General features: G+C 63.0%; 6 protein-coding genes. 3 read left to right on the top strand and 3 right to left on the bottom strand.

Annotation, left to right across the window (positions count from 1 at the left end; translation table 11 throughout):
* The coding region (locus PLJ71_08610) for a glycoside hydrolase family 2 TIM barrel-domain containing protein (protein HQM48736.1) at nucleotides 1-3112 on the top strand (3112 nt) is incomplete at its 5' end.
* Nucleotides 3113-3125: 13 nt separating this feature from the next.
* Nucleotides 3126-5495, top strand: a complete 2370-nt coding sequence (locus tag PLJ71_08605; protein HQM48735.1) for a beta-galactosidase — start codon at nucleotides 3126-3128, stop codon at nucleotides 5493-5495.
* 261 nt (nucleotides 5496-5756) lie between these two features.
* On the opposite strand, the gene PLJ71_08600 is transcribed toward PLJ71_08605, so the two are convergent.
* Both PLJ71_08600 and PLJ71_08595 read right to left on the bottom strand, forming a co-directional pair.
* Nucleotides 5757-7100 carry a hypothetical protein gene (locus PLJ71_08600; GenBank protein HQM48734.1) on the bottom strand — a complete coding sequence of 448 codons (1344 nt, stop codon included), beginning with the start codon at nucleotides 7098-7100 and terminating at the stop codon, nucleotides 5757-5759.
* Nucleotides 7101-7263: 163 nt separating this feature from the next.
* Nucleotides 7264-8043, bottom strand: a complete 780-nt coding sequence (locus PLJ71_08595; GenBank protein HQM48733.1) for a DeoR/GlpR family DNA-binding transcription regulator — start codon at nucleotides 8041-8043, stop codon at nucleotides 7264-7266.
* A gap of 234 nt (nucleotides 8044-8277) precedes the next feature.
* On the opposite strand from PLJ71_08595, the gene PLJ71_08590 reads away from it, so the two are divergent.
* A complete protein-coding gene (locus PLJ71_08590; GenBank protein HQM48732.1) occupies nucleotides 8278-9216 on the top strand; it encodes a PfkB family carbohydrate kinase in 939 nt (312 codons plus the stop codon).
* A gap of 56 nt (nucleotides 9217-9272) precedes the next feature.
* Here PLJ71_08590 and PLJ71_08585 read toward each other — a convergent pair whose 3' ends face one another.
* A complete protein-coding gene (locus PLJ71_08585) occupies nucleotides 9273-12542 on the bottom strand; it encodes a hypothetical protein (GenBank protein HQM48731.1) in 3270 nt (1089 codons plus the stop codon).
* Nucleotides 12543-12553 lie beyond the last annotated feature (11 nt).

Here is a 12553-nt window from a genome sequence, read left to right as displayed (position 1 = left end):
GAAGCTTTATCACAATTTCATCGGCAAAGGATGGTACCGGCGAACGGTGGCGATTCCCGAAGATTGGCAGGGCCGCCGCATCTTTCTGTGCTTTGGCGGCGTGTATCGTTCGGCGAAGATTTGGGTGAACGGCCAACTTGTGGGCTCGCACCTGGGGTACGTGTCCGATTTCGAGTTTGATGTGAGTTCGCATGCGGCGCCGGGCCGCTCGATCGATGTCGTGGTGCTGGTTGACTCGGAGCAGCGATGGAATGAGGACGCGCTCCAGGGCTGCATGGATATTATCGACCACCTTTTCACGTACTGGGGCGGCATCTGGAGTCACGTTACGCTCGAAGCCCGTTCTTCAGCGTGGATACAAGACGTGTTCGTCGAACCCCGTACGGACCCGGCGGGTTGCGTCGTCACGGCGGCGCTCCAAGGCGAATTGAACCGTGCGCGACGCGTCCGGCTCGACATCCGCGACGCCGCTGGCGTCCGGGTGGCTTCCACACAACAGGACGCCCCCGCCGACGGGAAAATCCGGGTTGAAATGGACCTTCCTGGCGCGCGGCCATGGACCCCGGAGTCGCCTTGCCTCTACGCCGCGCACGCGGTGGTGACGGACGAAGGAAACACCGATCTCGATCGGGTAGAAACCCGGTTTGGCCTGCGAACGATTGAAATACGCGGGACGGATTTCTACGTAAACGGCGCGAAGTATTACCTGAACGGCTACGGAGACGATTGCGTGTACCCGGACACGATCGCGCCGCCGGCGGACCGGCAGTTCTACGTGGACCGGCTCCGGGTGGCGAAATCGTACGGGTTCAATTATGTCCGTCATCACAGCCACTTTGTTGCACCCGAGTATTACGACGCGTGCGACGAGGTAGGCATGTTTGTATCGCCTGAGCTTCCCATCGGCTATCCGCGTTTCTACGATCGGGCCCAGGGAGCGGCCCTGGAACTTTACAAATCGGAGTGGACGGCGGCGATCAAGCGGTATCGGAACCATCCCGCGATCTTTGATTGGTGCATGGGCAACGAGCAATGGGAGGGCATGCCGCGCGTCGGGCCGGATCTTTACCGGATCGCGAAGGAACTGGACACGACGCGCCCGGTGATCGACTCCGACGGCATTTCGTCATGGGGCTTTTTCGACGGCACGAGAGATCGGCCCACACTCGATTTCTACACCGTCATGTTCGACATTCTGACGACGCCCTTCGACAACCCTGACAAGTTCAAGACCGGCAAACCCCTCAAGCCGATCATCACGCACGAAGAAGGCAACTTCGTGCATTTCCCGCAACTGGACGAGATCGAGCTGTTTGGCGCGACGTTCAAACCCTTCTGGCTTGCCGATTGCCGGGACCGCGTCGAGCGCGCGGGACTTCTCGGCGAGGCGCCGGAGTGGTCGAAGGCGTCCCAGCGGGTCTACCTGCTCTGCCACAAGGCGAATATCGAGGCCTTGCGCAAGAACCCGTGCATATCGGGATATGATTGGTGGCTCCTGCAACCGTGGTACTGCGGGTCCAATGGCCTGCTCGACGTGCATCGGCGGCCGATCACGGTGACGCCCGAGGAGGTTCGCCGCTTCAACGGGCCCGTGGTGGTCCTTCAGGACGGTCTTAGACAGACGTATTCGGGCGGCGAACCGGCCCGGGTGGAGCTCATGGTCTCGAACTACTCGGGAACGGCGTTCGGCCACGGTGTTGTGACGTGTGCTCTCGTGAGCAGCGGGCAGACCTTGGATACGCGCACAATTGACGTGGGGCCTGTCGCCAACGGCGATGTGAAGCCGCTGGGTACCCTGGAGTTTGCCCTGCCGGATGCCGCCGAACCACAGTGCCTTGGTATCCAAGTCTCCCTGGAGGCGGGCGGGTTGCGCCAATCCAACGATTGGACGCTGTGGGTCTATCCGAAAGGCGCGCCCGACCTGACGCAGCAGGCGCCACTATACGCGAGCTCTGACACGATGAGCCTGCTGGCGCCGTTTCTGCCGCAACCCATGCCGGACCGCGAGGCGCTTCCCAGTCCCGCGGTATATGTGGCGCGACAGCCCAACGGCGCGCTGCTGAGGGCCGCGGAACAGGGGAGTTGCGTGTTGCTGTTGTCGCCGGCGGGGGTATTCCCGACGGATTGCACCACATTCAAATCCGCGTGGTGGCTGGGGGTGTTTGATGGCGACAGCAACGCGGGAACGTATGTTTACGACAATCCCGTGACCCGCGGATTAACACCCGGAGGCTGGTGCGACGCCTCGTGGTTTCATTTGCTGCAAGGGGCACAGACCCTGCTCCTGGACGGCTTGCCCGCCCAGCCCGAAGTGTTGATCCGCGCGTTGAACACGCATGGGGCGCCCCACCCGTTCTCGCGGTACGTGGACTTCGAGTACGTTTGGCGCAACAAGGCGTTGCTCGTGCAGGCCAAAGTGGGCAAAGGCGCGTTGATTATCAGCGGGCTCAATTTCGACGTGGCGGCGCGCAACGGCGGGCCCGAGGCCGCTTACGTTCTTGGACGCCTCATCAGCCATGCCTGCGGATTTCCGCAACCGGAGGCCGAATGGTCCCGCGAGTTCGTCGAGGACGCGCTCGAGAAGTCCGCATTTACGAAGGGTCCGCTTGTCTCGGGGTTCAGCCGTCTCCTTTACCACAAGGGAGAAGAGGCGCGGGGACAGAGTTATCGCGAGCGAGACGCGGCCGTATGCCGGATACGGCAGGAGGAGCCTCTGCATCGCGTCGAGTGGGAATCAGCCCCGGCGCCCGATGCCCCATGGGCAACGTTTGTCTTTGCGGGCGGGTTCCCGTTTACCGAACCCCCGCTCAAGAATCCGGGCTTCACGCTGACCGTCAACGGGCACCCGGTCCTCGATTTCGATACCTCGAAAACGCAGACATTGTGGCAGGGCAAAGATGGGCAATCGGCGCTGTTGTATGTCCCCGGGCATGTCCAGCCGTCCTGGAGCGCCACCGCGGGTTTGTTTTATCTGGCTGTTCCCAAAAACCTTCTTGCGCCCGGGAAGCCGTGCCGCATCGGGGTGCGTTCGCGGGGCAGCGATCGCGGCCGGTACTTCGGCCTGAATCCGTACGCGGACATCCTGCAGGCGGGCTTTCCCTGTGAGCGATGAGAGAAAGGAAGTCATGCGATACGATGCGGCCGTGTCAAGCGCAGGCAGGCGATGGGCCGCGTGTGCAAGCGTTCTTCTTACGGTCCTGGCCGGGACTGGCACACAGGCCGAAATACCGGGTGACGACAAGCTTCCTGACGCGGGCGTGATAGACGGCAAGGCCTCCCTGACAACGGGCGAACTCGCGGACGAAGCCGAGATTCCGCGATTCAACCCCCGATGCGAAGACATTGCATCGAAAAACCTCGTTCGGAATTCCTCGTTCGAATGCGGCACGGACCTGTGGTCGTCGCTCGGCAAACCGGCGGGATGGGGAGGAGATTTGTCGGGCCTGTACGGCGCGCTCGAATCCGGAGGGGCGTGGCATGGCGACAGTTGCCTGAGGATCGATTTGGGACCGGGCGTCACGCCCGTCACGTGTTTCGATGTATGGCCGCCTGTGCGCGTCACGCAACATGCGCCGCTCGCGGCAAACGTCGGCTGGATGACCGTTACGCGCGGCCAGCCGCTCACGCTGTCGGCTTATTTGAGAGCCAGCGTCCCGGGAGCAAAGGCACGGTTCCTGTTCCGCTTCGCGAAGAACGCTTTGGGCCCCATCCAGGAGGCCTCGCGCGAATTCACGCTGTCGATGGAATGGACTCGGTATACATTCACCCAAACCGCCCTGGACGAAGATGTCTGCGTGGCCATCGGACCGGATATGACCGAGATGCCCGGCGCCGCGGCCTCGTTCTGGCTCGACGCGGTTCAGCTCGAAGCGGGCGCCGGGGCGACGGAATTCGAAACCCGCGAACCCGTCGAGCTGGGAATAACCACCGGCCGTTACGGAAACGTATATGAGGAGTCCGGGCCCGTAACGTTCACGGTCTGCGCGGATAACCGCAGCGACGAGGATGTTTTTCTTGCGCTCAGACTCGAACTGGAAGACTACTTCGGGACCGCATTGCCGCCCGCCGCTTTTCGCGTTGATGTTCCCCGCGGCCGGCACGTGACCGTGCCATGGGACGTTTCTGTTCCTGGCAAGGGATGCTACCGCGGAAATGTTACGTGGGCCGCCAACGGGCGGGACCATGCCCGGAAGATAACATTGACGGTGATCGAGCCCTATCCCTACGGCGATTCGGTGTTCGGGCTCAATCATCCCGCCACGACCCGCGAACAACTGAGGCTGCTCGCGAAAGCTGGCATCCGCTGGGTTCGGACCTGGGCCGTCAATTGGGAATGGGTGGAACCCGTGCAAGGCCAGATTTCCTGGACGGCGCCGGATGAGCAAGTTGCGTATCTGGCATCCGCGGGCATGAGGGCGCTGGTCTTGTTTCCGAACCCTTCGACGAATTGGGCGTCGTCCGCGCCGGCGACGATCGAGAACAGGCTATGGTACCGCATGGCGTACGCGCCCACGGACCCGCAACGGCTGTTTGATTTCGTCGGGAAGGCCGTGAACAGGTACCGGCAATCATGCGAATACTGGGAGTTCCTGAACGAACCGGTGTGGGTGCCCGATTTCTGCCTGCCCCAGAGCGGCGGATACAAGGTCGCTGACTATATCCAGCTGCTCGAAGGCGCGTACCGCGCGATCAAGGCGGCGGACCCCAATGCTGCCGTTATTGGCGGGCTGGCCATCGAACCCAAGCACATCTTTGGTGATGAATTCATCAGCCAGGGCGGGCTCGGGTACTGCGATATCTTGAACCTGCATCCCTATGGCGGGCTGACTGTTCCCGAAGAATTCATCAAGGACTTTGAGCGAATTCAGAACGCGATGCGCCAGTCGGGGCAACGCAAACCCATATGGGCCACGGAAACCGCCTATTACGCGGTAGATGACAAGCCCTGGACCCCCTGGGCGCCGCCTCCGGGACATTTTTCCGCGGGACTGCTCTTGCCCGATGAGCGGACTGCCGCCGACTATATTGTGCGCCATGCGATCATCATGCTCGCATACGGCACAGCCAGGATTTTCTATCATGAGCCGATCGAGGGCATGGTCAATAACGGCGCGATGGATATTGAGAACACGTTTCTCGGTGTTGACGCCGTGCCCAGGAAGTGCTATGCGGCGCTCTCCGCCCTCGCCAACATGCTTGGGCCGTCGCCGCGATATGCGGGTCCGCTGGATGCATCCAGCGCAGACAACGTACACGGCTACGCCTTTCAGTGCGATGATTGCGCGCTGCTGGCGGCTTGGACGGGGAAACAGGATGGGGAATCGAAGACCATCGAGCTTGTGGTTCCCGAAGGGTGCACGGTTTACAACGTCATGGGGAACAAGGCCCCCGGCGAAAAGGCCCTTCTCACGGAATCGCCCATATACCTGCGGTCGAGTTCCATGACGGCCGAGGCGTTGCTCGCCGCATGCACGGTCCAAGGCACGGCAGTGTGACCTCTAACGGTTCTTTGCCGATCCGAACGGCGTCACGGGGTAAGGGCCCCGTGACGGTCTCACACAAAGACGCGGCGAACACAGAGAATCGAACTGTGATGGCCTGACGGCTCCGTTCCAGCGCGTACTTTCTTTTGAGTCTCCGCGTGGACAGAACGGGGTTCGCACGTCGGCCCGGGGATTACTTGCGCGCAACTCGTCAGGCAATTACGCCCCGCCGCCGAGAGCAGCGCCCGCACAAGAAATGGCTTGCGCCCGCCTCTATTTGGCGGGGACCATGCCGCACAGGGTCTGCGGTGTTTCATAGAGGAGCTGGCGGGCAATATACAGGGCGCTGTCGAAGTCGTACTGACCCAGGCGAATCTTATCGGTGAGTACACCGGCAAGCACGCGCCGCACCATTGCCGCTTTGGCATAGGTCCATTCCACGCAGTAGGCGTCGGAGAAGAAGCCCACCTGGCGGTTGAGGGGGAGCATGTCGAGCCGCTCGGCCATGACGCGCGACATGATCGACGGGAAGAAGTTGTGCCACCAGTATCCGGCCAGCGACAGGTTGGGCAGTTCGCGGCACAGCGTGCACAGCGACTGGTTGGCGTGCGCGCTCGACAGCGAGCATTGGAACTGGAGCCCGGGATGGCGGCCAACCATCGCGGCCAGTTGATCGATGGTGCGCTGCGCAAGACGGCTGCCGGTCTCGAAAGGCAGCGGTTCGGCGCCGAAACTGAACTGGAACAGGAGCCGTCCGCCGTAACGCCGCTCCAGGGCGGTGAGGAACGCCTCATGGATGTAGGAGGCGTAGATGTCCCGCTCGCGGGAACCGGCTGTGGAGCGGCGCGCGAGCGCTTGTTCCATCTCCGCGTCGCTGACCGGCTGGTAGTCGATGTCGGTGCTGATATGGGTTGCCGTCGAGATGATGTCGTCTATGGGGATCTGATCGACGTACCATGCAACGGCGTCGTGCACGCCGGCCAGGGTGCGGATAACGCGGTCCGTTGCCGGCCGCGGTCCGCCGCCGATGGGCGACGCGGCGGCGGGCGTACGGCCCCAGCATCGTTCCAGTTCGTACAGCGCCGTATCGTATTCTCCCCACTGGCACCGGGTAAAGAAAGCCCACTCGAGCGAATACTGCAGCAGGTCGTCATCCTGGCCCTGTTCCCGGCGCGAGAGCTCGGTGCAGATGCGTTCGATGCCCGCACGGCGCACGAGCTCGCGGTGCCATGTGCGGTCATCGGCCCGCTCGCGTATCAGCGCGTCCAGGTTACGCCAGTTGCCGGCTGTAACCGGCGCGGTCCAGCCGTAGAGTTCGTTGAGGAGCGTGCGAATGCCCCAACTGATGCTCGTGTTGCGGACCGCATCGAGATGGGGCAGCGCTTCTTCGATGCGGCGGCGGGCCTCGTCCGTGTCCGGCCAGCCGGGATACTGGGTCAGCCGCGCGCCCGAGGGACACCCGGCCGCGTACAGTTCGCTCACCGCCATGTGGTACAGGAGGATATCGTGCAGCCCTCGCGCGCCAAGGCGGCCGCCCACGAGGTGGGTATGCGTGTCCAGCAAGGGCGTTGCGTTGAGCGCCTCAAGCACTTGTTGTTCCAGAGAGTCCGTCGACATGGGGCCTTCGCCTTTCTTACCCACGCGGGGCGGCCTGTTCCGGGTTTGTTAGCGGACTGAGCGGGAAGTCCGTCCATTTCTTCTCGTGGACCATCATGTGGCCGCCGGGCGTTCCCGGTTTGCCGTTCATGCCCTGTCCCTTTCCATTCGCCACCTGCCGGGACTAGCCCGAAGTGGAAACCGCGATCACCTCCGCGCCTGCGCGGCGGAAGGCGTCGAGAATCTTTTCATCAGCCCCGTCGTCGGTCACCAGAGTGGTGATTGCAGTCACCGGGGCGACCTTATACAGGGAGAATTGACCCAGCTTGGCGTGGTCGGCAACCACGATCACCTCACGCGACGCGGCAATCATGGCCTTCTGGGTCTGGGCCGTGGCGAGCAGGGGCGAGCTGAGGCCCTCCTCGGGCGAGACCGCATCCGCGCCGAGGATCGCCTTGTTCGCGATGAGTTGAGCCAGCTGCTGTTCGGCAGCGGGCCCGGCGGTGGTCCCGGTCTCGGCGCTTACCTCTCCGCCAGCCATGACCAGTGCCACGTCACCGCGGGGAATCAGCGCCTGCACCACAACAAAGGAATTGGTGATAACCGTCACGCCCGGGGCGTTAAGATGGCGTGCGGTCTGATAGGCGGCATACCCGCCGTCCACCATGACCACGTCATTGGCCGCCACCAGCCCCGCCGCCGCACGGCCGATGCGCGCCTTCTCGTCCGGATTGACGAGGTGGGTTTCGGCGAATGCCCGATCCGTGCGCATGGGGCGGCTCGGCGCCGCGCCGCCGCGCGTGCGCTCGATGAGGCCCCGTTCTTGAAGATGCCTCAGGTCGCGGCGCACCGTAGCAGGGGAGATTCCGACACATTGGACAAGCTCCCCGATGCTCGCGCCGCCCCGGGACTCCACAAGCTGGATAATCCACTCCCATCGTTCTGGTATCAGGGTCCTTCTCAACAGATGTTTCCCCAACGCTCTCATCTGGCCTGTTTTTGGGGTCGAAGCGGCCAGAGGGCTGCTTTGTTTCGTTCTCAACGACAAGATCTATCAAAAACTGCTTGAAATGGCAACTCAAATCGTCAAATATGACCGAAATTGACCTATTATGGGCTTTTCAGGTCATTCTTCAATCATCTTGTGCTCATTCCCGGCTTGACGTGCCCTTTCCGCCCTGCAATACTGTCTCCCGTTATGGAAAGCCCGGACATAGAGAACCAGCCTATCCGTATTGTCGGGGCGGGCATCTGTTGTCTCGATCACATCGTGGTCGCGCCCACGGTTCCTTGGGGCAACACAGCGCCGGTGCGCGAGTACTGTATGCAGGGCGGCGGACTGGTTGCGACGGCCCTTGTGGCCTGCGCGCGCCTGGGCGCCCAAACGGAATTGCTGAGCATGCTGGGGGATGACGCGGCGGCGGACCACATCCTTGCGGAGCTGGGCGCCGAACATGTGTCGACCGCTCATGTGCTGCGCCAGCCGGGAGGGGCCAGCCCGTTCAGCTTCATCCATGTGGACGAGGAGACGGGCGAGCGCACGATCTTCCACCGGCGCGCCACAGGAATGGAATGGCGAACGATGGACCGGGGTCTTCTGGCGGGCGCTCGGGCGGTACTGGTCGACGGCTACTATCCCGAGCTCGCCCGCGACGCCGTGCGCGCCGCGCGGGACTGCGGTGTGCCGACGGTGGCCGACACGGTACCCGGCGAGGCTAACGCGGAATGGCTCCGCGACGTGAGCGTGCTGATCGCGCCGCGCCACTACTTGCGCGCAGGCGGGTTCGGCAACGACCTCGAACGGGCGCTGGACGCGATCCACGCGATGGGACCCGCCACGGCGGTCGTTACCCTGGGTGCCGACGGATGGGTGGCCTCCGCCCCCGAAGGCCGCTCGAAAGGCAATGCGTTTCAGGTCGACGTGGTGGACACGGTGGGCGCCGGCGACGTGTTTCACGGGGCTTACGCCTACGGTCTGGCGCGTGACTGGCCCACGGCGCGGTGTGCCGAATTCGCCGCGGCCGTCGCCGCCGTCAAGTGCACCCGCGTAGGCGGCCGCGCCGGCATCCCCACGCTGGGACAAGCCCTGGAATTCCTGCGGGCCCGCAGCGCCAACGGCTGGACCGGCATCGCCTGAAGCCGCAGGCCAAGAGCGCCCGGCCGAGCCGCACTGTCGGTTCTCCGGCACAAGTGCTATGCCGGCAGGCGAAAATAGTGGCGGGTCACGATACCCGAGGCCAATTCCCGCGCTTCGAGCGTCCACATACCCGGAACATCGTTTGGGGCAGGCGTGATAGTAAGAGTCAGCAGCCCGTCCCGCGCACCGTAGTACCCGCTGAACTCGGCGCGTCTTCCGTCCGGGTCTCTTATGACAACTTCGAGAGGAACGACCGCATTCAGGGGCGCGCCCGCATCGTCCGCTACCGTAATCGACACGGGCAGGTCTTCACCGCGGACTGCTTCCGCCGGGGCCTGAATATGAACGCCGCCGACCGCTTTTTCTGTAATCAGCCAGAGCCTTCCGCCTCCGGGTTCCAAGTCCACGGGGATGCGGAGCACGCTGCCATCACTTTCCACGGACACCGGGCGATGTTCAACCAGGTCGTAGACAAAACCCGCTTTCCTGTTTACCGTGAATTGCGCGCTTGCCGGGAGGCCATTTTCCATGACAAGGCCGTGGTGGCCAACATAAGTGCCGAATTCACGCCGGTCATTGATGGCGAATACGTAATCCGATGAGCCATAGGACCGCCGGTAGGGAAGCGCCTCCTCCAGGGAGGAGTCCACGTATGGCTGGTACCGCGGGCCAAGTTGTTCCCGAAGCAGCCGGGCACGGGCCAGCAGCGCTTCCTTGTCGGCGGCGGCCTGTTTCGTGCGTTCATACACTTCCAGAAGCACGTCCGGCCGGATGGCGGGACAGAGGCGCGCGTCGCCCACGATGACGCCCCCGGATTGCTGGAAAGCGGCGATACGTTCCACAACGGGCGCCGGGAGAACATCACAATCCGCCAGCACGAGGACTCGATAGCCTTCCAGCCCCCACTTCATGATGGTTTCTTCGTAAACGATCTCAGGCTGGAGCCGGGCATAGAGCAGCACGTGGTAGGCGTCGCCCGCCCAGGAACCGCCCCAGCCGTGCGTGCCCCGGCCGGCGAACATGGCCGAGGAGAAACTCTCGAGGAAGGCCACATCCGCCGGAACCGCGGGCACTTGAAGCAGCGTGGGACCCAGGGGCCGGATAACCCCGGCGATGAGTTCCTTCAGGGCGTAGCGCGTTTCGGGGTGGGTAAACCGGTATGCCGAAGCGCCCTCGGTAGGCACGAGGGATTGCCACCCGTGGTACATGATGCCTTTCACCGGACGGGCTATCTTGGTCCAGAACGCCTCTTTAAGATGCATGGGAGCAATGGTGATGTAGTTGGCGTCGGGGTCACGGTCCTCCCAGGGTGAAGAGGCGGCGGCGGCGCCGGCCGTTTCCGCTGGCGGCGCGGTTTGCGAGCGGTACCAGATGATCTGGGTCATCTTCATCACATCCTGTCCCTCAGGGCCGCCCTTTGCCATGGCGAAGAGTTCGTCGGCCGTCAGCCCGATTCGTACGGGGTCGGGGTAGGTATAGGTCCAGTGCGAGAGGAAATCGACGTTCCCCCCGCTGCCCCACAAAGGCGGAACGCGAACCGCCGGGTCGAAGTAGGACCAGAGATCCGGCCGTCCCGTGGATTTCAGCCCGTTGTTCACCGCCGAGTGAAATCCGTTCCATCCATCGCCTTTTCGCCAGAACCAGCGGTAGAACTGCAGGAGTTCATCGTCATCGGGCACCACGCGCGACGCTGGGAAACCCTCTATGTTCGCGTAGGCAACGCCGTTCTTTCGTGCGACAGCCTCCGGGACCTCTTTTCCTGTTTCCGCGCGGTACAGTTCGCGGTCGTGGTCGTGAAAACACACCTGCGTGCCGTCGCGCACTTCCGTGTTGATCATAGCTGCGTTGAATGCGGGAAACGCCCCGAATGTCTGCGCGACCGACGCGCCCACGTTCTGCGCGAACGCCGCCAACGGCGGGAAATTGCAGCAGATGTTGGCGGCTTCGTAAGGTTTGCCCGCGCGGTCCACGCGAAGCAGCTCCGGTTTGCCTTCCAACCAGTGTCCTATCCCCAATCCGATCACGATTCCGAGGTCGTTCACGAGGGCCTGGTCGAGCATGCGCCGGCTTGCCGCGAGTTCTTCGTCGCTCACGGCGGCAACGGGCGTTCCGGCGTCCCAGATCCGCTGGTAGTCGCACCGCAACCCCAGGCAATGCGTAAAACCGATGTCTTTGAGTGTTGGCAGGTTTTCCGTGACGGAGTCCGTGCCGCCCAGACCCCACATGATAACCGGCATCCGGAACGGCGGTTTTCGGGGAACGAGGTCCACTTCGAAGGACTCACGACTGACCCAAGCATCCGCCCCTTCGCCAAAGCGGCACTCTACCGACACGGGGTACGTGCCGGGGCGCAGGCGGGTGTCGAACGAGTATTCGAGGAGATGCGTCGCGCCCCCAGCCAGTTCGGGAACGGCATACGCTTGCTGGGGCAAGCCCGGCACGTTCACCGTGGCCGTTATGCCCGCAAGGCTTTCCCGGCGCATGTTGGTCAACCGAAACTGCAACAGCGGCGAGGGCTCCATGCGCAGGTACGCGGTCCGGGCGTGTTCCGCGGCAACGGTCAGCGGGCGGAATTCGCGCACTCCCCCGGTGATGCGAATCTCGTCCATACGCCCCGGGAAACCGTGGTAATAGCTGCCCACGCGGTCGCCAAGCGAGAGAAAATGGTCGCCGGGGCAGATGCTTCCGCGGCCCGGTTTTGTTGCCTTGCCCAATGACCGGCCGTCCTGAAAGAACTGAACCGTCCCCGCGCCGTCATATGAAAAAGCGATATGGGACCATACGTCGCGCGCAAAAAGCGCCGGTTCCGATGACCGCCACGTATCGGAGCCGGTTCCAAAGCCGAGGCATACGCGCATGCTTCGCTGTCCGAGCGCGCCGGCCTTCTCGAGCACCCACTGGTAGTCCATATGAGCGACGTATTTCTTGTCGACAATAAACGCTTCGTCATACCCATCGAATGTTTCGGCGGGACACACCCACATCTCAATGGTGAATGCGCCCTCGGGGGAGAGAGACGGGGCATCCTTGACTTGTATCGCGTGGCGCACATCCTCGACCGGCCAGCCCCGGAACGATTCAACGCACCCGCCGAAACGGCCGTCAGGACGCCAGACAGCGCCCTGCATCACTCCGGCATGACCCTTGCCCGACATGTCCGCGACACTGTCTCCGGATTCGTCAAAACTCCATAGGGCGACGACGTGTCCGCCATTCGCGTCCTCGCCGGCATAGCTCGCCTGCCAGGGCTCCGCGGATTGTCCGAACGCTCCACACGTGAAAGCGACCGAGACGACGACAATCAGGCCAGATGTTATGGTACGCATGATACGTTTTA

Source organism: Candidatus Hydrogenedentota bacterium (assembly GCA_035416745.1).
Classification (GTDB): domain Bacteria; phylum Hydrogenedentota; class Hydrogenedentia; order Hydrogenedentales; family SLHB01; genus UBA2224.
The sequence above is the reverse complement of the archived record's forward strand: the minus strand, read 5'-3'. Positions and strand labels throughout refer to the sequence as shown.

Coding starts and splice junctions, on each gene's coding strand:
- PLJ71_08605 (HQM48735.1), top strand. CDS start 3,126: ATGCGATACGATGCGGCCGTGTCAAGCGCAGGCAGGCGATGGGCCGCG.
- PLJ71_08600 (HQM48734.1), bottom strand. CDS start 7,100: ATGTCGACGGACTCTCTGGAACAACAAGTGCTTGAGGCGCTCAACGCA.
- PLJ71_08590 (HQM48732.1), top strand. CDS start 8,278: ATGGAAAGCCCGGACATAGAGAACCAGCCTATCCGTATTGTCGGGGCG.
- PLJ71_08585 (HQM48731.1), bottom strand. CDS start 12,542: ATGCGTACCATAACATCTGGCCTGATTGTCGTCGTCTCGGTCGCTTTC.